This window comes from Bradyrhizobium japonicum USDA 6 (assembly GCF_000284375.1).
Taxonomy (GTDB): Bacteria; Pseudomonadota; Alphaproteobacteria; order Rhizobiales; family Xanthobacteraceae; genus Bradyrhizobium; species Bradyrhizobium japonicum.
This window is the reverse complement of the sequence record NC_017249.1, coordinates 4,336,147-4,359,457: the sequence shown is the minus strand read 5'-3', so window position 1 is coordinate 4,359,457 and position 23,311 is coordinate 4,336,147. Positions and strand designations below refer to the sequence as shown.

26 protein-coding genes are annotated in these 23,311 nt (G+C 65.0%); 10 read left to right on the top strand and 16 right to left on the bottom strand.

Annotated elements, in window-relative coordinates:
* Positions 1–107: 107 nt before the first annotated feature.
* A complete protein-coding gene (locus tag BJ6T_RS20405; RefSeq protein WP_014494361.1) occupies positions 108–476 on the bottom strand; it encodes a His-rich protein BRANT in 369 nt (122 codons plus the stop codon).
* A gap of 251 nt (positions 477–727) precedes the next feature.
* Between BJ6T_RS20405 and BJ6T_RS20400 the strand changes: the two genes are divergently transcribed.
* Positions 728–1,270 (top strand): tetratricopeptide repeat protein, encoded by a 543-nt coding sequence (locus BJ6T_RS20400; RefSeq protein WP_014494360.1) that lies wholly within the window; start codon positions 728–730, stop codon positions 1,268–1,270.
* A gap of 110 nt (positions 1,271–1,380) precedes the next feature.
* Positions 1,381–2,769, top strand: a complete 1,389-nt coding sequence (locus BJ6T_RS20395; RefSeq protein ID WP_014494359.1) for a serine hydrolase domain-containing protein — start codon at positions 1,381–1,383, stop codon at positions 2,767–2,769.
* Here the strand turns inward: BJ6T_RS20395 and BJ6T_RS20390 are convergent.
* Positions 2,756–4,324, bottom strand: a complete 1,569-nt coding sequence (locus BJ6T_RS20390) for a S10 family peptidase (RefSeq protein ID WP_028170175.1) — start codon at positions 4,322–4,324, stop codon at positions 2,756–2,758. The genes BJ6T_RS20395 and BJ6T_RS20390 overlap by 14 nt on opposite strands.
* 250 nt (positions 4,325–4,574) lie before the next feature.
* Here BJ6T_RS20390 and BJ6T_RS20385 point away from each other — a divergent pair, with 250 nt between their 5' ends.
* Positions 4,575–5,354 carry an NAD kinase gene (locus BJ6T_RS20385; protein ID WP_014494357.1) on the top strand — a complete coding sequence of 260 codons (780 nt, stop codon included), beginning with the start codon at positions 4,575–4,577 and terminating at the stop codon, positions 5,352–5,354.
* 13 nt (positions 5,355–5,367) lie between these two features.
* On the opposite strand, the gene BJ6T_RS20380 is transcribed toward BJ6T_RS20385, so the two are convergent.
* From BJ6T_RS20380 to BJ6T_RS20370, 3 genes are read right to left on the bottom strand one after another with little or no spacing between them, the layout of a single operon-like run.
* Entirely contained in the window at positions 5,368–5,952 is a 585-nt protein-coding gene (locus tag BJ6T_RS20380; RefSeq protein WP_014494356.1) for a hypothetical protein, read from the bottom strand.
* A gap of 34 nt (positions 5,953–5,986) precedes the next feature.
* Positions 5,987–6,241: a helix-turn-helix domain-containing protein gene (locus BJ6T_RS20375; RefSeq protein ID WP_014494355.1), complete on the bottom strand. Its 255-nt coding sequence runs from the start codon at positions 6,239–6,241 to the stop codon at positions 5,987–5,989.
* 2 nt (positions 6,242–6,243) lie between these two features.
* Positions 6,244–6,807, bottom strand: coding sequence for a DUF2975 domain-containing protein (locus tag BJ6T_RS20370; RefSeq protein WP_014494354.1), 564 nt, complete (start codon positions 6,805–6,807; stop codon positions 6,244–6,246).
* Between the two features lie 172 nt (positions 6,808–6,979).
* On the opposite strand from BJ6T_RS20370, the gene BJ6T_RS20365 reads away from it, so the two are divergent.
* Together BJ6T_RS20365 and BJ6T_RS20360 are read left to right on the top strand one after the other, a co-directional pair.
* Positions 6,980–7,525, top strand: coding sequence for a response regulator (locus BJ6T_RS20365; protein WP_008549760.1), 546 nt, complete (start codon positions 6,980–6,982; stop codon positions 7,523–7,525).
* 34 nt (positions 7,526–7,559) lie between these two features.
* Entirely contained in the window at positions 7,560–8,138 is a 579-nt protein-coding gene (locus tag BJ6T_RS20360) for an Hpt domain-containing protein (RefSeq protein ID WP_014494353.1), read from the top strand.
* A gap of 174 nt (positions 8,139–8,312) precedes the next feature.
* Here the strand turns inward: BJ6T_RS20360 and BJ6T_RS20355 are convergent, their stop codons facing one another.
* The 4 genes from BJ6T_RS20355 to folE all read right to left on the bottom strand — a co-directional run bounded on the left by BJ6T_RS20355 (position 8,313) and on the right by folE (position 12,011).
* Positions 8,313–9,488: a DUF2336 domain-containing protein gene (locus BJ6T_RS20355; RefSeq protein ID WP_014494352.1), complete on the bottom strand. Its 1,176-nt coding sequence runs from the start codon at positions 9,486–9,488 to the stop codon at positions 8,313–8,315.
* 202 nt (positions 9,489–9,690) lie between these two features.
* Positions 9,691–10,710 (bottom strand): lytic transglycosylase domain-containing protein, encoded by a 1,020-nt coding sequence (locus tag BJ6T_RS20350; RefSeq protein WP_225894827.1) that lies wholly within the window; start codon positions 10,708–10,710, stop codon positions 9,691–9,693.
* Between the two features lie 139 nt (positions 10,711–10,849).
* Positions 10,850–11,272: a phosphoribosyl-AMP cyclohydrolase gene (gene hisI / locus BJ6T_RS20345; protein ID WP_014494350.1), complete on the bottom strand. Its 423-nt coding sequence runs from the start codon at positions 11,270–11,272 to the stop codon at positions 10,850–10,852.
* 46 nt (positions 11,273–11,318) lie between these two features.
* A complete protein-coding gene (gene folE, locus BJ6T_RS20340) occupies positions 11,319–12,011 on the bottom strand; it encodes a GTP cyclohydrolase I FolE (protein WP_014494349.1) in 693 nt (230 codons plus the stop codon).
* Between the two features lie 242 nt (positions 12,012–12,253).
* Between folE and BJ6T_RS20335 the strand changes: the two genes are divergently transcribed.
* A complete protein-coding gene (locus tag BJ6T_RS20335) occupies positions 12,254–12,709 on the top strand; it encodes an iron-sulfur cluster assembly scaffold protein (RefSeq protein WP_014494348.1) in 456 nt (151 codons plus the stop codon).
* Between the two features lie 91 nt (positions 12,710–12,800).
* On the opposite strand, the gene BJ6T_RS20330 is transcribed toward BJ6T_RS20335, so the two are convergent.
* Entirely contained in the window at positions 12,801–13,700 is a 900-nt protein-coding gene (locus tag BJ6T_RS20330) for a COG3904 family protein (RefSeq protein WP_014494347.1), read from the bottom strand.
* 248 nt (positions 13,701–13,948) lie between these two features.
* On the opposite strand from BJ6T_RS20330, the gene yidD reads away from it, so the two are divergent.
* Both yidD and BJ6T_RS20320 read left to right on the top strand, forming a co-directional pair.
* Positions 13,949–14,287, top strand: coding sequence for a membrane protein insertion efficiency factor YidD (yidD, locus tag BJ6T_RS20325; protein ID WP_028170176.1), 339 nt, complete (start codon positions 13,949–13,951; stop codon positions 14,285–14,287).
* Positions 14,288–14,387: 100 nt separating this feature from the next.
* Complete coding sequence (locus tag BJ6T_RS20320) at positions 14,388–14,597, top strand: hypothetical protein (protein ID WP_014494345.1); 210 nt, start codon at positions 14,388–14,390, stop codon at positions 14,595–14,597.
* A 9-nt stretch (positions 14,598–14,606) separates the two neighbouring features.
* On the opposite strand, the gene BJ6T_RS20315 is transcribed toward BJ6T_RS20320, so the two are convergent.
* From BJ6T_RS20315 to BJ6T_RS20305, 3 genes are read right to left on the bottom strand one after another with little or no spacing between them, the layout of a single operon-like run.
* Entirely contained in the window at positions 14,607–15,563 is a 957-nt protein-coding gene (locus tag BJ6T_RS20315) for a PDR/VanB family oxidoreductase (RefSeq protein ID WP_014494344.1), read from the bottom strand.
* A complete protein-coding gene (locus BJ6T_RS20310) occupies positions 15,560–16,081 on the bottom strand; it encodes an MOSC domain-containing protein (RefSeq protein WP_014494343.1) in 522 nt (173 codons plus the stop codon). Before BJ6T_RS20310 ends, BJ6T_RS20315 begins: the two co-directional genes overlap by 4 nt.
* A 55-nt stretch (positions 16,082–16,136) precedes the next feature.
* Complete coding sequence (locus BJ6T_RS20305; RefSeq protein ID WP_014494342.1) at positions 16,137–17,450, bottom strand: MFS transporter; 1,314 nt, start codon at positions 17,448–17,450, stop codon at positions 16,137–16,139.
* A 355-nt stretch (positions 17,451–17,805) separates the two neighbouring features.
* Here BJ6T_RS20305 and BJ6T_RS20300 point away from each other — a divergent pair, with 355 nt between their 5' ends.
* Positions 17,806–18,366: a helix-turn-helix domain-containing protein gene (locus BJ6T_RS20300; RefSeq protein WP_014494341.1), complete on the top strand. Its 561-nt coding sequence runs from the start codon at positions 17,806–17,808 to the stop codon at positions 18,364–18,366.
* A 21-nt stretch (positions 18,367–18,387) separates the two neighbouring features.
* Here the strand turns inward: BJ6T_RS20300 and BJ6T_RS20295 are convergent, their stop codons facing one another.
* A complete protein-coding gene (locus tag BJ6T_RS20295; protein WP_014494340.1) occupies positions 18,388–19,599 on the bottom strand; it encodes a hypothetical protein in 1,212 nt (403 codons plus the stop codon).
* A gap of 2 nt (positions 19,600–19,601) precedes the next feature.
* Positions 19,602–20,969, bottom strand: coding sequence for an APC family permease (locus BJ6T_RS20290; RefSeq protein ID WP_014494339.1), 1,368 nt, complete (start codon positions 20,967–20,969; stop codon positions 19,602–19,604).
* A gap of 327 nt (positions 20,970–21,296) precedes the next feature.
* On the opposite strand from BJ6T_RS20290, the gene BJ6T_RS20285 reads away from it, so the two are divergent.
* On the top strand, positions 21,297–22,622 hold the full coding sequence (locus tag BJ6T_RS20285; RefSeq protein ID WP_028170177.1) for a hypothetical protein: 1,326 nt from the start codon (positions 21,297–21,299) through the stop codon (positions 22,620–22,622).
* A gap of 291 nt (positions 22,623–22,913) precedes the next feature.
* Here BJ6T_RS20285 and BJ6T_RS20280 read toward each other — a convergent pair whose 3' ends face one another.
* Positions 22,914–23,291: a hypothetical protein gene (locus tag BJ6T_RS20280; RefSeq protein WP_014494337.1), complete on the bottom strand. Its 378-nt coding sequence runs from the start codon at positions 23,289–23,291 to the stop codon at positions 22,914–22,916.
* Positions 23,292–23,311 lie beyond the last annotated feature (20 nt).

The window sequence follows — 23,311 nt, the reverse complement described above, 5'->3', positions numbered from 1 at the left end:
GCCGCCGGCGCCTGCGCTTTCGCGCTGACGCCGAGACGACGGGCCGGGCCTGAATTCCGCACGCGGCGGCGGGCAATGCCAGGGATGCCGCCGCGCCGGATCAGTCGTTAGCTGCGCTTGTCGATGGCCGCCGGCTTGGTCACGTCAGGCTGCGCCTTCAGCGACTTCTTGGCCGACAGATGCTTGTTGTGGTGGCGATGCGTGCGCACGGCCTTGTGCTCGTCGGGCGTGACCGCGGCATTGGCATTCATCGCCTTCGACTTGGTATCCACCTTGGCGTCCGCCTTGACGTCGGCGGCCTTCGTGTCGGCCTTGACGCCGGCTTCGGGTTTCGCGGCGGTGGTCGACACCTTGGTCTGGCTCTGGTCCGCCTTGATCACCGGCGCGGTCGCGGTGGTCTTGCCGGCTTCAGCGGCGAAGGCCGGGGCTGCGATTACGGAAGCGGCGAGCAAGGCTGCGGAAATGGTCTTCAACATGGTTGGTCTCCTCTTGGAAGGATCTTGAGGCGGCGCCCTCTCGCCTACTCTTCGATCGTGGGTGGGAGCCTAGGTGCCGTGCACTGAACCCAATCTGAAGCCCGTCGCAGGCTTCTGTTCATCTCGATGACAAGTTTGTCATCTGCGGAGGGGCGAATAGATCGTGCGAAGCGGGAATGTTTTTGCCCGATGGGTGTTCCGGTCTTTGGGCAATCGTGTAGGATCGCCACGTTCCATACGGGAGAAGATAGATGCGGAAACTTTCCATGCTTCTGGTACCGGGGCTTGTCTCGTTAGCGTTGGCCGCCGGACCGATGCTGACCAGCGCCTACGCCGCGGGCAGCGACGAGCCCTCGCCGCCGCCGAAGTCGGACAGCTCGGCCAAGAAGGGGAAGAAGAAGAGCTCCTCCATCAGCGATCCCAAATTCCTCGCGGCCTATCGCACTGCCTACACCACGATCTACGACGGTCACGACTACACGAGCGCGATCGGCCAGCTGAAGTCGCTCAAGCGCGACGACGTCGCCGACGTGGCCAATTTGATCGGCTACTCCTATCGCAAGCTCGGCGACTACCAGTCGTCCAAGGTCTATTACGAGATCGCGCTGAAGGACGATCCGAACCACGTCCGGACCTGGCAGTATTACGGCCTCTGGCAGCTCGAGCAGGGCAACCGCGAACAGGCGCAGTACCACCTGAACAAGATCGCCTCGCTCGCCGGCACCGACAGCTCCGAGTATCGCTCGCTCGCCGCGGCGCTCGACAAGCCGACCGGCGCGACGCTCGTCTACTGAGACATCGCGTCTTTGAACCGAGCGAACGGGCACAACCTCGGGGTTGTGCCCGTTCTGCTTTCTCGGTTAGCCTCTCGCATCAAGTCCTCCCCTCACAGATTTGGTGCGCAATGGACACGTGGCTGCGATCCGCGATCGACTACATCGGTTCCTGGATCGAATTCCAACAGACGACATTCCATCAGCCCGGCGTCATCGTCGCATTTGCCCATCGCGGCGAAATCGTCGCCGAGCACGCCTTTGGTCTTGCCAATCTCGACACCGGCGAGAAGCTCACCCCTCGCCACCGCTGCCGTATCGCCTCGCACTCGAAGAGCTTTACCGCCGCCGGCATCATGAAGCTGCGCGACCAGCGCAAGCTGCGGCTCGACGACACGGTCGGCCAACATGTCGGCGGCCTGCATCCGCGCGTCGCCGAGACGACGATTGCGCAGGTGCTCTCGCACAGCGCGGGGCTGACGCGCGATGGCGCCGATTCCGGGCAGTTCATCGACAACCGCCCCTATCTCAACGCCAGGGAGTTGCTCGCGGAATTGAAGCTTCCGACCGCGATCGAGCCTGGGACGCGCTTCAAATACTCCAATCACGGCTTTGGCCTGCTCGGCCTCATCATCGAAGCCGTGTCGAAGGAGCCCTACTCCGCCTGGATCAAACGCGAGATCATCGAGCCCGCGGGCCTGCGCGAGACTGAGCCGGATGCGCCGCTTCCGAAGGGCGCATCGTTCGCGCGCGGCCACACGCGAAAAGTGCCCTTGGGCGAGCGTTGCGTGATCCCCGGCGACAATCCGACGCACGCGATGGCGTCCGCCACGGGCTTCGCCGCCACCGCCGGCGATACGGCCCGCTTCTTCGCGCAGCTTGCGCCCAACGCCAGGAATAGCGTGCTCTCAGTCGCAAGCCGCCGCGAAATGACCCGGCATCACTGGCGCATCCCGCAGAGTTTCGAGGCCTATTACGGCCTTGGCATCAACGCCGGAAAAACCGACGGCTGGGACTGGTTCGGCCATGGCGGCCATTTTCAGGGCTACATCTCCCGGACCTGCTCCATCCCCGCTTGCGAGCTCGCGATCAGCATCCTCAGCAATTCGATCGACGGCGCGGCGCCGTTCTGGATGGACGGCGCGATGCAGATCCTGCGCGTGTTCAGGACTCGCGGCGCACCCGACCGCCGCGTGCGCGACTGGAACGGCCGCTGGTGGACGATCTGGGGCGCAACCGATCTCGTCCCCGCGGGCAACCGCGTACTGGTCGCCAATCCGCAGTTCATCAATCCGTTCATGGATGCCGCCGAGATCGAGGTCACCGGCCGCGACACCGGCAAGCTCGCCTGGGCTGCCGGCTACTCCAGCCACGGCGAGCCGGTGCGCCGCGTCCGCGACAAGCGCGGCAAGGTCAGCGACATCTGGATCGCCGGCGCCAACATCAAGCCGGAGCGTGTCGTGGCGCGGGAGATCGCGCGGAGATATCCGCCGCGCAAGCGGCGGCCTACTCTCGGATAAGGGCCTCGACCTCGCTCCGAAACGCCTGCCGCGAGCCGTCGCGCGAATAGAACATGTGGCCGCCGGGATAGACGACGAACTTGACCCGCCGCGTCGCGAACGCCGGGATCTGGTCGAGCACCCGCTTCGATCCGAAATAGGGCGTGGCGAGATCGAACAGGCCGTGCGCGACCAGCACGTTCAGCTTTCCGTCGGTGGCGAGGATCTGGCGCAGCTCCGACACCGATTGCGGCGGGTTGATGCCGCGGCCGAAATCCCAATTGCCCTCGACGGCGCCGTTGAGGACTTCATAGGAGCCATCCGGCCGCCAGTTGAGCTTGCGCGTGAGAACGTCGACCGCCGCACTCGTCAGCGGCGCCTGGAGCGCATCGCCCGACGGATCGCCGAACCGGGAGCTGCTCGAATCCGGATAGGGATCATAGCCTCGCACCGAGGCGTCGTAGCGCCCCGTCACCTTGCCGTTCTTGCGGTCGAACTCGCGGCGGAATTCACCGACGTCGAAACGGCCGGCGAGCCGGCGGCTCACGGCCTGGTCGATCCCGGTGAGCTCGGCGACCTTGTCGGCAAGGCGATTGGTGGCCTCCTTGTCCGCCTCGCCCTTGACGAGGTCGGCCAGGAACTCGCCCCGCGCGTAAGCCTCGACGTCGGCGAGATCGGTGCGCTTGACCGGCCCCTTGGCTTCGCGCGCCACCGCGACATAGCTCGGCAGCGTCGCGACATATTGCAGGAGGCTGGTGCCGGTGAATTCGCGGAAGTCCAGGAGCGGCGACACCAGGATCAATCCCCTGACGCCGACGCCATGCTGGAGCTGCAACTGGCGCACGACCTTCGGCCCGCGAATGCCGCCGTAGCTTTCGCCGCCGACATATTTCGGCGACGTCAGCCGGTCGTGCTTCTCCAGCCAGCGGCGGATCACGAGCGCGATCGAATTGGCGTCGCCGTCGACGGAGTAGAACGACTTGCGCGCGTCCTCGCCGCTGGCAACGAAGCGACTGTAACCGGTGCTGACGGGATCGATGAAGACGAGATCGGTGAAGTCGAGCCACGTCTCCGTGTTCGGCTTCACCTCGGGTGAGGCGGACGGCGACAAGGCTTCGCCATCGAGCGGCAGCCGCCACGGCCCCGCAGCGCCGAACTGGAGCCATGCCGAGGACGCGCCGGGACCACCGTTGAACAGGAACGTCACGGGGCGCGTCGCGCGGTCGGCACCATCGAGCTCATAGGACGTATAGGCGATGTCGGCGAGCGGCTCACCCTTGCCGTCGAACACGCGGATCGAGCCGGCAGTCGCGGTGAAGCCGAGTGCACGGCCCGGCAGATCGAGCGTCTGTTTCGTGGTCGAATCCGACGGAAGCCGATGCGGCTCGGCGGCGGACGATGAGCCCTGTGACGCGCCTGGCGCGTTGCCGCCGCGCCCAACCTTCTGTCCCGCTGGGGCCGTCGTCTCGGCGCGTGGCTGCGGCGGATCGTCCGCGCGGGCAAATCCCGCGAGCGCGAAAGTCGACACCGCCAGTACCAGGGCCGCGCGGCGGAGCGCCGGCAAACGCATGACCATGATCGTTCTCCTTGTCCGGCTGCGAGAGCCGGCGAGCATCGCAAGGCTAGCGAGAAATTGCGACGGTTTGGGGGATAGCCGGCCCGGTGGCGCCTGAAGAAGCCGCGCGGGCGCAAATCGACCCGGATTTGCCCTGAATCGGGATGGACGCTGTTTGCCTTGAACAGCGGTCCTTCTCGACAATGGAGGCCCAGGTCGTATAGACGAGCCCGGCGGAACTTTCTCCAGCCAGCGGCCCTGCCCGGAAGCCATGACCAAGCCAGCGCGATACAACCGGATCGCCTTTGTCGCGAGCCCAAGCAGCGAGGCGCAAACCGCCTTCGGCCAGCTCACCCGGGACTATGGCAATTGCGACCCGAAAGACGCCGATGTCGTGGTCGCGCTTGGCGGCGACGGACTGATGCTCCAGACGCTGCACCAGAACATGCACTCGGGAAAGCCGATCTACGGCATGCACCGCGGCACCGTCGGCTTCCTGATGAACGAGTACTCGACGGTCGACCTTCGCGCCCGTCTCGAGGCGGCGCAGGAATCCGAGATCAACCCGCTCCTGATGCGCGCGACCGACGTCAACGACCGCGTCCACCTGCATCACGCCATCAACGAGGTCGCGCTGTTCCGGCAGACCTATCAGGCCGCGCGCCTGCGCATTCTGATCGACGAGCGCGAGCGCATGCCCGAGCTGATCGCCGACGGCATCATGGTGGCGACGCCCGCCGGCTCCACCGCCTACAATCTGTCCGCGCAGGGACCGATCCTGCCGATCAACGCCGCGCTGCTGGCGCTGACGCCGATCAGCGCCTTCCGCCCGCGCCGCTGGCGCGGCGCGCTCCTGCCCAATACGGCTTACGTCGTGATCGAGGTGCTGGAGGGCGACAAGCGGCCGGTGGCGGCGGTAGCCGACCACGACGAGGTGCGCGACGTCCGCCGCGTCGAGGTGCTGTCCGACAAGACCATCTCGATGCGCATGCTGTTCGACCCCGGCCATAGCCTGGAAGAGCGCATCCTGCGCGAGCAGTTCGGCTACTGAGCGCCGGCGCGGATCACTGGCCGCAAGGCTGAATCGATTCCAGGCCGCCCGCCATGGCGGGATCACCGAGCAGATCGAAATCCCTGACGACCGGAACGAAGCTCTTCGTCTCCGACGTCAACAGATAGATCGTGACAGGCAGCGATCCCTGCGGCGCCGCGTTGGCGCGACAGAATTCCCTGGCTGCCACGCCGAGCCCCATCGACCCGCGTTTGCCTTGCTTCCCCTGCTCGACCATCGACGCACGCAGCGCTTCGAAACGCGCAGCATCGCCCAGCGACAAGCGATAGGCGTAGGTTGAGGAGCCCTGCGGCGGCGCAGGCAGGCCGGCGCGATCTCGCGGGTCGCTCATCTCCATCATGGCGAAGCTCGTCCTGGTCTCGGCCTCGCCGGCCACTTTGGTGACGACGTCGAGCTTGACGCCGCCCGAACGTGGCCGCAGCACGTCAGGCAATTGCACGGCGACGCGCAGCATCGACAGATCCGTCGTCCTGGCATCGATGCGGGCAAGCGGCGGGATCGATGTCAGCGGCACCGAGCTGCAACCGGCAAGCATGAGCGCAGCCGCGCTCGCAAGACCACGCGCCAGGCGGTTCATCGCAGGCATCTCCAATCTGGACTTGAAGGATTGGCTAGGCCGATTTCCGGCCGGCCCCGCGCGGCTCCAGCGCGTTGTCCGCGTTCTCGGGGACATATTCCAGGATATCGCCGGGCTGGCAGTCGAGCACGGCGCAGATCCGCTCCAGCGTGTCGAAGCGGATGCCGCGCACCTTGCCCGACTTCAGCAGGGAAACGTTCGCCTCCGTGAGCTCGATCCGCGCGGCAAGCTCACGCGACCTGATCTTGCGCCTGGCGAGCATGACGTCGAGGTTGACGATGATCGGCATGGTCAGATGATCTCGCTGTTCTCGTGCCACATGCGAACGGCATCGGCCATCACGGTTGCGAAGGCGACGAGCGCGAGGCCGCTCAGCTCCGACAGCACATGCGACTGCTCGATGCCGAACATGACCACGAACTCGCCCGGCTGGTTGGCCCGCGTCAGGTTGATCGTGGTGAGCATCTGCACCAGCGGCGATATCAGCGCGTTGGCGATCAGCGCGAGGCCCATCCGGCGGATGCGCCAGGCGTTGTCGGTCACGAAGACCTCGCCGCGCGCGAAACGGGAGAACAGCATCGAGAGCTGCAACAAGGCGTAGAGGACAGGCACAAGTCCGATCAGGCTGATCAGGGCGCCGGCGAGGCGCGTACTGAGGTTGAGCGTGAAGGGCCGCGCCCCCAGCGGGGACTGGGTCGCGATCCAGTGCCGGAGCATCTCGTCGCTCGACCAGAGCAGCGGCACCGCAAGCACAGCGCCGGCGACGCACAGGAGCGCGCCGACGGCCACGATCCGTCCGATGCGCCGCAACCGCGGCTCGACCGGCGCAGGAAAAGGAAACGCGACGACGCTCATCGGATTAGCTCCCATTCAATTGTATGTTTTATTGTATTACAATAAAAAATGTTAGAATTACGATATCAAACCCCTTCCCTAGCTACGTACTTCGCGAAATGCCGACAGCAACCCTTCCTTAACCCAAGCCGCGATATGGTTAACGAAAGTTGACCGTTCCGGCCCAGGCGTCATGTTCCGCATCGATTTCAACAAGCTGCGCTTCCTCGTCTGCGACGACAATCCGCACATGCGCCGCATCCTGCGGACGCTGCTGCACTCCTTCGGCGCGCGCGAGGTTTACGAGGCCGAGGACGGCGCCACAGCACTGGAAATGTACAGCCATTACGTGCCCGACATCGTCATCACCGACTGGGCGATGCCGATCTTCGACGGGCTCGAGCTTGCGCAGATGATCCGGCAGCCGGAATCCAAGGGCAATCCTTACGCGCCGATCATCATGCTGACCGGTCATTCCGAGAAGCGCCGCGTCACGGTCGCGCGCGATGCCGGCGTCACCGAATTCCTGGCCAAGCCGATCTCCGCCAAGGGCCTCTACCAGCGCATCCTCAACGTCGTCGCCAATCCCCGGCCCTTCATCAAGACCAAGACCTATTTCGGTCCGGACCGGCGTCGCAACACCAACTCCGCCTATATGGGCCCCGAGCGCCGCGTCGGCGAAAAGCACGAGGTGCTCCAGCAACCCTCGCTGCTCGACAAGGCCCGCTCCTCCATCTAGCGCAACGTCTCACACGATCGGGGCAGACATCATCATGGCGAAGAACGGCGCAAAGGACATCGAGGTCACGGCCTTCGCCACGCACCAAGTGATCACGCAGCCCAATCCGCTGCGCAAGGTTCTGCGCCGGGTCGAGGAAAAGGACCTGGACGATCCGGTCGCCCGCGCCGAGCAGGCGCTCGCGGGCCTCTCCAGCGAGTTCAAGGACTGGATGACGACCGAGGTCAATCGTCTGTCGGCCGCTTACGTCGCTGTCCGCCATGATGGCTTCACCAAGGAGCGGCGTGACGAGCTGTTCCGCGCCGCGCACGACATCAAGGGCGACGCTGCGACGTTCGGCTATCCGGCGGCGGCGGGAGTTGCGGAGAGCCTGTGCCGCGTCATCGAGCACGCGCCCGATCTCGACAAGGTGCCGGCCGAGCTGTTCACGCACCACATCAACGCCATCCTCGCCATCGTGCATGAGAACACCAAGCTCGACAGCATCAGCGTCTCCGCCGAGCTCAGCCGCCGCCTGCGCAAGGTCGCCGACGACTATCTCGCCCACGTCAACCGCGACCGCCCCGAGCATCTTGAGGTGATCTTGGCACCGAGCATCGTGCCGGCGGAGTAGCGGCTCCCGCTCTCCTCCCGTTATTGCGAGCGCAAGTGCCTTAGGGTGGGCAAAGCGACTCGTCCGCCGTAGCTCGAAGAGCGAAGGCGGAAGCGTGCCCACCAACTAATACAAGCTGTGCGGATCAATGGTGGGCACGGCGCTGCGCGCCTTTGCCCACCCTACGGCGTCTCGCTACGCCGCAATCAGATCGTCATACACCGGATCGAGCGCGTCATCCGCGGCGAGCTCGTCGCAGAACAGCCTTGCCTCTTCGCGCGCGGATTCCGTGGCGAAGCGGCGGAGCAGGACCATCAGCGGCTCGGTGGCGCCGCGGTCGGTCTCGCAATGGGTGAGCACGCGCTCGACCATGCGCCGGCGCAGCCGCGCCGCGCCGTCGTCGGTATCGACAAAACCTTGCTCGTGGCAGGCATCGAGCGCGACCTGGAACGCCGCAAAGGTCGCCTCGGGAAGTCCGGCGCGGCGGAGCAGCGCGTGCAGGCTGTTGCCGCCACGGTCGTGCAGCAGCGCGCAGACGCGTGCCAGCGGCAGGTCGGCGAGTTCGGCGAGCGCCGCGTCGAACAGACCGAGATTGCTCGACAGCAGCGCGCGCAGGATCAGGCCCGCGGTGAGCTGGCCGGTGACGCGCAAATGATGCACCAGGCCCTGCATGTCTTCGCCGCGCGTGCGCGCCGCGATATTGATGGTGGAGCGGTCGCGCGCCTCGATCGTCACACGCTCGGCACGGTCGGCGCTCAGCCAGTTCCGCGCGACAACGAATTGCGCCAGGGTTTCGGAAAGTTTGGCCACCAGCGCGGCACGTGTGGCCGACGGCAGATCCTCCAGCACCAGCATCGCCTCGCGGATCGCGGCGAGATGGCCGTGACGTTCGACGATGCGATTCCAGGAGAACGGAGCAAGCTCCGCGTGCGGATTTTCGATCAGCTCGAGGGCTGCCGCGGCGCAGCCGACTTCGGCGACGGCGGCGCAGACCGAGACCGGAAGCGCGATGCGGCGGGCGACCGCGCATTGCACCTCGTCATTGCCGGTTGCGACGATGTCGACGAGATCGGCGTCGATCAGCAGCGGAGAATGTTCGAGCACGGGCAGCGCGACGGTCGGCTGGTCCGCCGACAGCGCCCGCACGATCGATGCGGGCGCATCCGTGCTGCGCGCAAAGGCCTCGGCCATCGCCTGCCGCACCAGCGGCGAGGGATCGTCGAGCAGCATCAGGAGCGCGCCTTCGGCCGCGATACGGTCATCATGGGAAAGGTCTGAGATCAGCCAGGCCCGGGCCAATGCCCGCGTCGCCTCGGCCCGCTCGCCGGCGGGCGCCGTCCTGATCCAATTGATAAACTGCCGAACGATCATGGTGCTTCCGGCTTACGCAACGAAGACGAAGCGGTGACGGCTTGTCACCTGCAACACAAAATAAACCACGACGCTTAACAAAGCGTTCACCATAACCGGCTGGTTTTATTGACGTTTTGTTAAGGGAACAAAGCCGCCTGCCGCACGTGCCCTGGACGCGGCGCTTGCGCGCCGCAGCGCGTCCGGGACACGAGAGCGGAGATCAGCTCGAGAACGTACCGCTGCGATCGCTGAAGAGATCGAGCGGTTGCGGCGGGCGCACGTCGGGCGTCGCCGATGCGATCGACGCCAGCGAGGCGTTGTTGCCCCACAATTTCTGCACCGTGGTCGAAACCGGCTGCGTGGTATCGCCGGGCTGATAGATCGAGCGGAATGCGGGTGCGATCGGCGTGTTGTCTGCAACCGTCGACGACGACGTCGCACTCACCGGCGTCACGCCGCGCGCCTCGGGAAAGGTCTGCAGATAGGCCGCGTTGTCGATGACAGGCGCGGTGGGCTGCACGCCGTTGGCACTTGCGACCTGCGTCGTGGATGGCGAGTCGCCATACATCGCCATTGCGCTACGGGTCGTCTTCGAATTCGCCGCGCTGGCGTAGCGCGCGTCGAGCACCGAATAGACCTCGGAGATGCTGCGCGCGCGGCCGTCTCTGGCGTAGAAGATCGATCGGTTGGCGGAGGCCGCATTCGGAAACAGCCGTGCGCCGACCGCCTGCGGATTGTCCTCGGCATTGGCGATCAGCTTTGCGGCGCCGCCAACACCCATGAAATGCGCCATGTAGAGTTCGCTGTCAGACGGCCTGCGGCCGAGCAGTCCGGTCAGCTTGAAACTGTTCGACTGCGTCAGCGCTGCGGCCATGGTGGAGGCGGCTTCCGGATCGTCGCGCAGCTTCATGATCGACCGCTTCATGGCGGGATCATCGACCGCGTAGCCGCCCGACGACGTCCTGGTGATGGCGTCGGAATAGTTGCCATAGCCGAGTTGGGTGCCCGCCTCCTTCACCGTACCAAGCCAGGTCTGGTCGATGAACTGGTAGAGCCCGTGCGCGGACGACGTGGTGGCTCCCGCTGTCGGATCGAAATCCGATTCCATCTTGGCGGTGGTCAGCATGTACTGGAAGCTGACGCCCGTCCGGTTGGAGACCTGCTTGATCGCGCCGGCGACGCGTGCCCGCGACGGATCGAGACCCGTCGTCTGAGAGGCACTGAAATTGTCGACCGACATGATGGAGTGCCCGCCCCGTGCGGCGTTGAGCGACGCCGGCAATTCGGCGCCTGTCGTCTCACCGTGGGACAGGTATGGTTAATGCGGGGTTAATCTGCCCCTCGCCGTCATTCCGGCCCGAAGCCGGCGCGACGGACGGCTATTTCTTGTAGACGGCGCCCGGATCGAACAACCGGTCCGCATCGACGAAGACCAGCTTGGCGCCGCCGCCCTCGGCCTCGACCTTGCGGTAGAAGCACGACCGGCGTCCGGTGTGGCAGGCCGCGCCGATCTGCTCGACACGGATCCAGACCGCGTCCTGGTCGCAATCGGTGCGGATCTCGACCACGCGCTGGGTCTGACCCGACGTCTCACCTTTTCGCCACAAGGCATTGCGCGATCGGCTGAAGTACCAGGCCTCGCCGGTCGCAATCGTCTTGCGCAGCGCCTCGTCATTCATGTGCGCGACCATGAGCACGTCACCGGTGGCGACGTCAGTCGCCACGCAGGTCACGAGGCCGGCGGAGTCGTACTTGGGCAGGAAGACGAGGCCTTCCTCGATCTCATGGGAGTGAGCGGACACGGGCGTCCTCGCTTGGAGCATGACGCGGACATAGACCTTCGCGAGGTCAGCGCGGCGTGCCTCGCACCAGGGACAGGAAGCGGGCTTGCTCCGCCGGATTGTCGCGGAACATGCCAGTGAAGCGGCTGGTGAAGGTCGAGGCACCATGCTTGGCAACGCCGCGCACCGACATGCAGGTATGCTCGGCCTCGATCAGCACGGCCACGCCGCGGGGCTTGAGGATCTCGTCGATGGCCGCCGCGATCTGCGCCGTCATGTGCTCCTGGGTCTGGAGCCTGCGGGCGAAGATGTCGGTCAGGCGCGCAAGCTTCGACAGGCCGACGACGCGTTCCACCGGCGTATAGGCGATGTGCGCCTTGCCGTAGAACGGCATCATGTGATGCTCGCACTGCGAGGTGAACTCGATGTCGCGCACCAGCACGAAGTCGTCATAGCCGGCCGTCTCGCCGAACGTGCGGTCGAGCACCTCGGCCGGGCACTGGTGGTAGCCCTGATAGAGCTCGTCGAAGGCCTCGACCACACGGCGCGGCGTGTCGAGCAAGCCTTCGCGCGCGGTGTTCTCGCCGATATAGGCGAGCAGCGTCTTCACCGCCGCTTCCGCCTCTGCGCGCGCGGGGCGCGGCTGGTCGGCGCGGACGGCGGCCGCGAGGAATTCGGCAGGGTCGAGCTCAGCCAGGCGGCTCTCGGGCTGGCGGTCGGAGGGCTTGCCCGGGCGGATGGATTTGATCGCAGCGTCCATGTCTACTCCGTTCGACGGCCTCACGGCCGGAGTGTCACCGGCAGACGGGGCGGCAAACCGCCGGACGCCTGAAGAGAAACAGTTTTGACGAAAAAGGCCCTTGGGTCATCACGCAGGCAGCGCAGATCTGGACCGCTGCGGCCGCACCGCTGGACTGTTTTTCCGCCAGTTCCGCCCCTATATAGGACCGTGGACGGCGCCCGCCAAGGCCGATCCGGTGCGGAAGTGTTGGACTCCATCACATGCTGAACGACATCTATAACAAGCGGATTATCGAACTGGCCGGGAATATTCCACGCCTCGGACGGCTGCCGGACCCCGACGCCACCGCCACCGCCCACTCCAAATTGTGCGGCTCGACCGTGAAGATCGACCTCAAGATGGAGGGCGACAAGGTCACCGACTTCGCCCATGACGTGAAGGCCTGTGCCCTCGGACAAGCCTCTTCATCCATCATGGCAAGCCGCGTCGTTGGCTCGACCGCGAGCGAACTCCGCGAGTTACGCGAAACCGTTCGCAAGATGCTCAAGGAGAACGGCGCGCCTCCTGAGGGCAAATGGGAAGAGATCAAATTCCTCGAGCCGGTCCGCGACTACAAGGCGCGCCACGCCTCGACCCTCCTGACCTTCGATGCCGTGGTCGATGCTATCGGCCAGATCGAGGCGAAAGCCAAGCAGCCGGCCGCGGCGCAGGGCTGATTTGGTCGAGCTCGTTCCGGCGCGCGCCGGGGCGAACCTGGATTCCGGCGTCGTCGCTTTGCGACGCCCCGGGATGACGATTAGGGAAATCTCACTTCTGCGAGCCTGCGCTTTGCGCCGCGCCGGTCGGCACCACGGCTTCCGCCGTCTTGGTCGACTTGACGGGCTGCGGTTCCGCTTCCGCTCCGAACCTCGCCTGCGTCTTCGGCGCAAGTTCCGCCACCGCGGGCGCCGTGACGTCCACATGCGGCAGCACGTCGGCCACCAGATTGGTGGTCACGAGATTGGTGAGCTTCAGCTCGCCAGCATCCAGCTCGTGCAGGTCTTCCCACGGCGGCACGCTGAGCGCGAGCGAGAGCAGGTCGCCGGCGCCGCCCATATCGAACGTGTATTTGGCAAGCCGGCCGATGTCGCGTTCCACGATCATCAGGTCCTGCGCGCTGTAGCTCGCCGCCTTGGCATCGTCGGCACGGTCGCCCATCCAGATCTGGTGGACCCGGACATGAGCGGCTTCCGGCACGTAGCGCTTCTTGCCGGCCAGCAGCAGGAACACGCACATCGACTCGCAATAGGCTTCGGACGCAACCGCCGGACGGGCCGACTGCCCGCTTCGGTTCTGAACGCTGATGCCGACGGTGGTCGAAAGTCCAAGATTGCGGAAGCGCCGGCCGAGCGTGATCGCGTCGTTGACGGAACCGCCGCTGGAGTCGAGCACCACGGTCGCGCCGCCAAGCTGGCGTCCGCGCGAAAATTCCTCGAAATCCCTCGGCGTATCGGCGGTGATGATGCCGACCGCGCTGACCCAGCCGCGGCAGTTCGGGTCACAGGCGACCCAGTTGAACTTCATCGGCAACTTGCGCTCTTCGAGGGCGGCGCCGGCATGAGCCGTTGTACCACCGGTCGTGGCGACAGCTCCGAAGAGTGCCACGCCAAGTGCGGCGGCCCCAAGCAACAACCAGCCGCGACGGTCAAGGGAGTTCAGAAGTCTCAATCTGGTTCCTTCCCCAAGCCCCAAAGGTCCCCCAACAGTCCTCGGTAGCGCCCTCTGAGTCCATCATACGGGCGTATGTTTCTACACACGGTCGTCATAAAAATGGTATCCGGGGGAATACAGATCGTCCACAGGTACTTGCTGCACTGCTCCCAAAAAGCACGGGAAATATGGCGCAGAAACAACAACTTGCGGTTCCATGCGCCGGAACCGCGCAATACCTCGCTCACGATCGCAGCACAGCGCCCATGAAGCATTCAGCCTGCGAACACTGTTCTACTCCCATCGAGGGCGCGCTCCGGCTCCCGCGCCGATTCGGCCGCGCACTGATCTGGCTCTACCGCCACACGCTCTCGCCGCTGGTCGGCTACAATTGCCGGCACCTGCCGACCTGCTCGGTCTATGGCGACGAGGCGATCGAACGGTTCGGGCTGTGGGCCGGCGGCTGGATGACGCTCGCGAGACTGCTTCGCTGCAATCCTTTCGGCACATCGGGGATCGACAACGTGCCCCTCGCCGCACCGCAAGGCGCGCGCTGGTATCTGCCCTGGCGCTACGGCCGCTGGCGCGGCGTCAACGCGTCCTGAATTCACCAGGAACGCCGCGGTGCTTTGCGCATCGCTGCCTTGAATGGAACCGGAACTTCCCCCTCGCGTTGTTGTGATGCTCCCACGGGAGGAAACAAGAATGCGCTGGAAAATCAGCCGTCATTTTCACTTCGGGCTTGGTCCAGATCCTGGTTCCAGAGGGCATCACGATCCCAGAACCCTCGACATGATTGCCATCATCGCGCTGCTGGCGCTCGTGGTCGGCTCCGGCTGGTATCTGGCAACGAGCCTTGCCACGCCGCCGAGCACCACGGCCTTCATCGTGCCGAGTCAGAGCGTGCACTGGTAGGCTGGGACGTTAGAGGTCGAGCACCAGTCGATCCGCATCTGATCCTGCGACACACACCATGAGATAACGCTCGCGCTCATACGGTGACAGGATTCGGTCGCGGTGCACCGGCTTGCCCTCGATCCAGCCGACCTTGCAGGCACCACAGATGCCACCGCAGCACGAGGTCGCGATATCGACGCCCCCTTCCTGCAAGGCGGCCAGCATGGTCTGGCCGGCGCGAACCTGGATTTCGATTCCTGTACGCGCCAACGACAGTGTGAAAGGTTTTGCCTCGGGATCGATGACCGGTCGCGGCGCGACGAAGCGCTCGACATGCACATTCGCCGCGGGCCACGCCGCGGTTACCCGCTCGAAATCGTCGATCATGCTTTCCGGTCCGCAGCAGGCAACCAGCGTCTGTGCTCCCGCCTCCCCGACCAGCGACGCCAGTTCCGGACGCCCCGTGCGAGACGTGCGATGCACGACGACACGGCCTGCGTCGATCAGCGGCGCGAGGTGCGCCGCAAGCGGCACCTCTTCGCGCACGATCAGATGCAGCACAAAGTCGCCATCGCCCGTCTGCACGAGGTGCCGCGCCATCGACAGGAACGGCGTCACGCCGATGCCCCCCGCCACGAACACATGGCGCGCGATGTCCGCTCCCGGCTCGCGCCCGCCACGCGGCAACGAGACGCCGATCACGTCGTCAATGCTGATCTCATCGTGAAGCACGCGCGAGCCGCCGCGTCCCTCGGACTCGCGCTTCACCGCAATGACATAGCGCGCGTTGTCGGCAGGCTCGTTGCAAAGCGAATAAGTCCGCACGAGACCGTTCGGCAGATGCAGATCGATATGCGCACCGGGCTTGAACGGCGGCAGCTCCCAACGATCGGGATCGACCAGGGTGAACAGCTTGACCCCTGGACCTGCCTCCTCGATGCCGGCGACAACCGTCTTGACCGTCGTAATCGGGCGCGCCTTCATGCCGCATTCCGCACGGTGTCGCCAACCTTCACGACGCCGCCTTGCAGAATCCTGCAGTTGAGGCCCGAGCGGTTGATCAAGGGATCGAAGATTGCCTTGCCGGTGATCTCCTCGATGTGTCGGCACGGTACCGACAGCCGGGTCGCTTCAAGCAAGGTCTCGCCCAGCCAGAAGCGGCGGCCGACCAGGTGGTTCAGCGGCACGCCCTCGACGGTGACGTTGCGCCGATGCTCCTCCGGGCCGAGCTTGATGCCGGCATCGCGCTTGAGCGCAACCAGGGTCTCGAGTTCGAACAAGGTGACCTGACGGCCTTCTTCCGGCTTGTGCGAGTAAAAGCCCTCTTCGTTGCCGATCATGTAGCGATCGCCTTCGATTCCCCGGCCGGCGACGAGAGCAAGTTGCTCCACGGCGCGCATCGGCAGGAACGCGCGCGGGGTAAGATGAAGGAAGCGCACCACGCCGGTCCAGCCGAGCTGTGCTGCGCTGTGCGCCGAACCGGCACTGATAACATCGAGCATGACAAAGTCCTCATGAGGAGCGAGGGCGCGCCGCCGGCAGCGGCGCGCCGCGGGATCAGGTCAGTTCCTTGTTCGCCATTTCCGGCGCCAACGTCGTCGCGGTCGCGGTGACGGCGGCGCAGGCAATGAGCAACAGCGAGACCGGCCAGGTGGCCCCACCACTCCAGGCCATCAGAGACGCCGCGATCAGCGGCGTCAACCCGCCGCTCAAGGCCGCACCGACCTGAAACCCGAGCGAGGCGCCGCTGTAGCGCAGCCGCGCGGAGAACAACTCGGAATACCAGGGCGCGCCAATACCGAACATCACCATCTGGCCGAAGGTGATCGCGACTACGATGGTGCAGATAACGATGGCGGGATCGCGGGTGTCGAGCAGCCAGAACAGCGGGAAGGCAAACAGCGCCGAGAACAGACAGCTCGCGTAGAACATCGTCTTGCGGCCGAGGAGATCCGACAGCCAGCCGAACAGTGGAATCGCGAACAACGCCACCAGCGACGCGGCGAAGGCGCCGTTCAGCACCACCGTGCGCGACAGGCCGAGATTGGCCGTGGCGTAGGACATCACGAACACACCGCCGATGCTGGCATAGGCGATCTCCGAGATCTTGAGCCCGACCGCGGTGAAGAAGGGCCGGCGGTGGCGCTTGAAGATCTCGACGATCGGAAGGCTTGCAACCTCCTTCTTGGCCTGGACCTGACGGAAGGCCGCGGTCTCCTCCATGTTGAGGCGGATGTAGAGGCCGACACCGACGAGAGCGATCGAGATCAGGAAGGGAATGCGCCAGCCATAGGTCATGAAGTCGCTCTCCGGCAGGCTTGCCACCAGCGCGAACATGCCGATTGCGGCGAGATTGCCGATGGGATTGCCGACCTGCACCATGCTGCCGAGCAGGCCGCGGCGGTGCGTCGGGCAGTTCTCCACCACCATCAGCACGGCCCCGCCCCATTCGCCGCCAAGGCCGATGCCCTGGAGGAAACGCAAGCCGATCAGAAGCAGCGGCGCGGCGATGCCGATCTGCTGATAGGTCGGAAGCAGGCCAATCAAGAAGGTGCCGATGCCCATCACCATGATCGTGATCGCGAGCATCGCCTTGCGGCCAACCCGGTCGCCGTAATGACCGAAGATCGCGGCACCGAGTGGCCGCGCCAGAAATCCGACCGCATAGGTGCCGAAGGCCGCGATGGTGGCGAGCGTGGGATTGCCGGCGGCGAAGAAGACCTTGTTGAACACCAGCGCGGTCGCGGTGCCGTAGATGAGGAAGTCGTACCATTCGACCGCGGTGCCGATCACGCTCGACCACACGATCCGTCGCAAGCTCGCCGCCTCGTCCGGCGCTACGTTCAGGGTTACGTCGTCTGCTACGGTCATCGATCTCTCCAAAAGGTACCGGCGCCTGGGAAAAGCAGTTGGGTCTGTCGTTGAGCCCGTCGGCAGCCATGACGGTAAAAATCGATCATGTTTACTAATAGAAATCAACGCCACGGAACGGGGCAAATGCCGCCGATCGCAGCAGAATCGAAAAAATGCACTGTTTTTCAGCTAATCGCTGCGATATACCAGCTCATCTGCTCACAATATCCGCGACCCTGCTCGAAATTTCCGCGCGTTAGTTTTCCTTTGGAATACAAACGCGCGGTCGGAACGAGCAGCGCAAGGCGCGCCGGGCTGGCAGTTCGGCGGCATCTGTTGCAAAACAGGCCTCAGCAGTTCGGGAGATTCATGCGTGCTTGACGTCAGCAAAGCGACAGCGGTCGGGGCCAATATCCGCCAGGCGCGGATCGCCAAGGGCCTGACGCTGGACCAGCTTGCCAGGCAGAGCGATCTCACGCGCGGCTACATCTCGCTGGTCGAGCGCAACCTCAAGATCCCCTCGCTCGCCGCGCTGCTGCGGATGGCCGCCGCCCTCGAGGTCAATGTCGCGAACTTCTTCGACCCCAATGCCGAACCTGCGCCGCGCTATACCCTGTTCCGCCGCGAGGACGGCAACGTGCCGCTGTTTCAAAACACGTTTGGCGTGGTGCCGTTGGCAACCGGCCGCACGCGCAAGATGATGGAGCCGTTCCTCCTCAGCCCACCGCACAAGGCGGCGACCCGCGCCTCGCACGCGGGCGAGGAGCTGCTGTTCGTCATCAACGGCAAGATCGCGATCAAGCTCGACGGCGAGGAGCTGACACTTGGCAAGGGCGATTGCCTGTATTTTTCAGGCGAGACCCCGCACGAGGTCCGGAGCCTCGGCCGGCAGAAGGCGGAAGTGCTGGTGGTCGTGGCCCAGGGCCCGGTGTGACGCCGGAGTTCAGCAAACAGGCTAGCGGAACCAGAAGAAACGTCCGGACGGCGGGACGGATTCCGGCGGCCGCAGCCGCTTCGGACGCGGCGGCTTTGGCGACGGCTCGGCGGACGAGGTGTTCTCCCCAGCCGGCGCGGTCTCGCTTCCCGGCACCCTCACCGACAGCAGCAAGTTCGATTCATGCGTCCGCCAGCGATAGCCGACGCCGAAATCGATCGGCTGGGCGCGCGTGAACAGTTCGGCGTAGCGCTCCTGGTAGCGGCCGGGGAATTCGTCGATCGGTCCGAGATAGCGGCCGAACGGGAAGAACCGCCATTGTTGCGCATTGTAGTTCGCAAGCGGAATGCCGGAATCGTCCTGGATGATGGTCGCGCTGTTGGCAAGCAGCCAGTTGCGAGCGACGGTGAAGTCGCCCTTGTGGAGGAGATAGGACGCGCTCTTGAGCAGGCTGTTGCCGGGGCCGAGCGTCCCGCAGAACTTCAGGAAGCCTGCGGCCCGCGCGCCGGCATTGGAGAGATCGGTCGAGAAATAGTACAGCGTGCGCGCCTCGCCGTCGCTTCCGGCAAAGGTGATCCGGACACCGCGCGTCGCGTTCCGTCCCGGATTGTCGCCTCCCGTATGCACCCCACCCTGGTCGTCCAGCGCAATCATTTCGACATTTCGAATCGTCTTGCCGGAGCGCGCGAGGAAGACATAGAGGATCGGCAACGTGCCGTTGACCTGGTTGGCGTGCAGGTCGACCTTCATGTGCTTGGTGATGAAGAAGGAGAAGCTCAGGATCGAGCCGAGCGACCGCTCGACGTTGTAGAGCGCGGCACCGACCGAGCCGCGCGGCAGCCGCGTCAGGTCAGGCACCGCGCCGACCGGCTCCAGCGCACCGAGCACGTAGGTGCTGGCCTTGGAATAGAACACGTCGGCATAGAGGAAGTCGGGGCCGCTGAACAAGTAGAACATGGTCGGCCGGGGCGCGGCCAGATTGACGTCGGCCCAATTGCGGATCTTCGAGAGCTGCCGCTGCTCGAGCTGGGCGAAGGCGCCGTCGAAGAACTTTGCGTGGCGCTGCCAGCCCGGGTCCTTGGTGAGTGGCACCAGCGGCGAGTCCGGCGAAGGCTGCATGCCCGCGAGAAAGCGCGCGGCATCATCGAAGGTGACGTCGGCGGCACGTGCAGACGAGACGGCCGCGGCCAGCAGGACGAGAGCGATGGCGGCAATTCTCAGGGGTCGAAACATGTCTATTCGCGGTGTGATGACGTGCCAGCGGCGGCCGGCCGCCTGCGGAAAACAGCATAGATCAACAGGCCCGAGAGCATGAGGAGCATCCCCGCCAACGACTGCACCGGCCGCTCGGTCAACAGGTAGTACATCATGAACGCGGTCACGAGCAGGAAAACGAGCGGCGTGAACGGGTATCCCCAGGCGCGATAGGGCCGCGGCAGGTCGGGATCGGTGATGCGCAGCTTGACGACGCCGGCGACCGTGAAGAACGAGCAGAACAGCAGCGCGAACTGGATGAAGTCGAGCACTGCCTCGAAGCTGCGCGTGAACAGCAGCAGATTGGCGACGGCAAGCTGAAACAGGATCGCATAGGCCGGCGCGCCGCTCACCGATCGCTTCGAGAACACGCGCAGGGCCGGAATGTCCTCGCCCATCGTCATCATCACGCGCGGGCCGATCCACATCATCGCGCTGATCGAGGAGATCAGGCCGACGCAGATCATCGCACCGACTATCCGGCCGCCGAGGCTGCCGAAGATCGCGCTGCCGGCGACGCTGGCGACATCGAGCTGGCCGGCGAGCGCACCGACCGGCGTGGAATGGAGAAACACCGCGTTCAACGCGACGTACAGGACGAGCACGATCATCGTGCCCGCGAGCAGCGCACGCGGCAGATCGCGCTGCGGCATGTTCATCTCGCCGATGATGTAGGTCGCGGCATTCCAGCCCGAGAACGAGTACATCACGAAGACGAGCCCGATCGCGAAGGGCGCGCTGACGATATGCGCGAGATCACCGGGCTGCGGCGTGAAGGCGATCGGCTGCGGCGTGCCGATGACGAAGCCGGCGAGCAGGAAGGCGACGATCAGCACGACCTTGAGGATGGTCGAGATCAGCTGGAAGGTCGATGAGTGCCTGACGCCGGTCAATTGCACGATCGAGACCAGCCACACCACGCCGATGGCAAGCGGGATCGGCGGCAGGTCGGGGACGACCGATTTCGCGTATTCGCCGAACGCCATCGCCGCAAGCGCGACGGGCGCTGCGAAGCCAACCGTCGCCGAGACCCAGCCGGCGAGAAAGCCGAAGGCGGGATGATAGGCGCGGCCGAGGAAATTGTACTCGCCGCTCGAGCGCGGAAACATGGCGCCGAGCTCGCTGTAGGAGAACACCCCGCACAGCGCGACGATGCCGCCGACGGTCCAGAGCAACAGGATCGAGAAGCCGGACGGGATGTCCTTGACCTGGAAGCCGAGGCTGGTGAAGACGCCCACCCCGATCATGTCGGCAACGACGATGGCGGTTGCGACCACAACGGAGACCCCCGGCCCGTTCCTCGTCAGCCGGCCAGTCCAGGGCGCGGGTCCCGCATCTGATGCCGTCATCGGGGTCCTCAACCTCAGGCGTCACGTCGTGGGGAGCATCGTGCAGTCTCGTCCAGTCAATTCAAGCAGGGTTAACAAGGGTTAAATGAGGCGCATGCAATCGGTATTTTGGCACCTTTTGTGCACGATCCTGGGCAATAAAGCCCCGCAAACACCGGAGAATCCCGTTTCGCACTCCCACAATCAGGACACGATTGCGTGGTCCCTTTGAGCATTCCGGATGTGGGGAAGTTTCTCCGGACACTTAACGTCGCCTAAACGCCAGTCGGCTCAATTAGCTTGAATATTGCCGCTGGGCTTGTGGACATGACTTGGGGTCATGGGTGGATGGTCGGGGCCGCTCCGAAACTGAGAGCTGACATTTGTGCTGATCGGACGCAGTCCGGCGCGCGCAGTGGTGCGCTCCGGATCGCGCTGGTCGCAGCCTTGGTGTCGCTGTCGTTCACGCTTGTTCAATGCGGCAAGGCCTCCAATCCGGCGGCGCTCGCGGCGAACTCGCAGGCCAACGTCCAAATCGTCGCGAAGACCAATCCTCAGGTCGCAAGCAGCGACACGTTCGAGGATCGCTTCCCCGCTCCGCAATTCAAGGAGCGCTTTCCGTCGGCGAGCGAGAGTCTTCTGCAACGGCAGATGTCGGACTTCTCGCCCAAACGCGCCGTCCAGCAGCAGCCTCAGCCGGAGCAGGCGCCGTACAAGGTGGCCTCGCTCGCACCGCAGGTCCCCTACCAGCGTCCGGCCCGCGAAGACCTGACGACGCTCGTCAGCATGAAATCGTCGGCCTTCCCCTATTACGGCAACAACCCCGCGTCCGACGCACCGTTCCTCAACATCTCCAAGGGCGATCGCCGCGGCCACCGCAGTTATTCCGGGCGCGTCTACTGGCAGGACGAGACTTACAGCGACAGCCGCGTGCTGATGCACGTGCCCGAGCATTTCGACGTGCGCAAGCCGGGCGTGATCGTGGTGTTCTTCCACGGCAACGGCGCAACGCTGGAGCGCGACGTGCGCGACCGCCAACTCGTACCGCGGCAGGTCACCGATTCCGGCGCCAACGCCATCCTGCTGGCGCCGCAGATGGCGGTCGATGCCGCCGATTCCAGCGCCGGCAAGTTCTGGCAGGCGGGCGGCCTCAAGCGCTTCATGGAGGAGTCGGCGACCCATCTGGCCCGGCTCACCGGCGATCCCAACAACGCCCGCGCCTTCGCCAACATGCCGATCGTGATCGTCGGCTACAGCGGCGGCTTCCTGCCGACGGCCTGGAGCCTCGAGGTCGGCGGCATCAGCGACCGCGTCCGCGGCGTCGTCCTGCTCGATGCCGTCTACGGCGAAATGGACAAGTTCGCCTCCTGGATCGAGAGCCACCGCTCCGGCTTCTTCGTCAGCTCCTACACCCGCTACACCGCGCGGCGCGACCGCGAGCTGATGAGCACGCTGCGGCAAAAGGGCATCAGCGTCTCCGAGGACATGGACGGGCCGCTCCGTCCCGGCAGCGTGGTGTTCGTCGAAACCGGCGACGGCATCACGCATCGTGATTATGTGACGCGCGCCTGGACCCGGGACCCGCTCAAGGACGTACTGGTGAAGATGTCGGCGACGCCGTCGTTGGCACTGACGCGCGTTGCGTCCACCAATCCGGCCGCGTCGAGCCGCTAACCGATATTGTGCGCGTCGGCATTTGGCCGCGCTGCCCGCAATTGCCGCAGGCTTTGATCAAAATGTGATGTTGATGGCCGACACCCCCGGGAGCCACCGGATTGCTTCCGCTGGCAACGCTCATAATTTGCAGGCCAAGTTCTAGCTTGAATTCTGCGGGGACAGACGGTGCGGGAGGACGGCGACACAGCGGAATTCGAAGGCACCGCGCTGCAAGTGCCGGGCGTTGCCTTCAGGGCCGTGCTGAGCCGGATCAGCGACTAGCCGTCCGGCTTTCAGAGGTCTTGATCTTCAGGTCTTGGGCAGCTTCGGAATGCTCTCGGCAAAGCCGTTGAAGCAGGCCAGCCGCTCGTCCTCTTCCTTGAAGAAGCGGCAATCGGCATAGCCCTTGGCCTTCGCCGGCTTCGGCTTCGGCGTCGGCGGGATAATGGCGTCGTAGCAGTTGAGGCGGTCCTTGGTGCCGTCATCGAGGTCGAGGCAGGCCTGGAGCCGCGCCGCGATCGACTGCGGCTTGCCCTTCGGCGCCGCAGCCGGCTTGGCCGCGGCCTCCTTGGCCCCTTTCGCCTGGACCTGCACCAGCGGCTTGTCCCCCACCATCGGTGGCTTGTCGGTTTGTGCAAACGCGGAGGCTGAATAGAGCACCGCGGCAACCGCCAGAATCATCCTCATTTCAGTCAACTCTCTTTGGT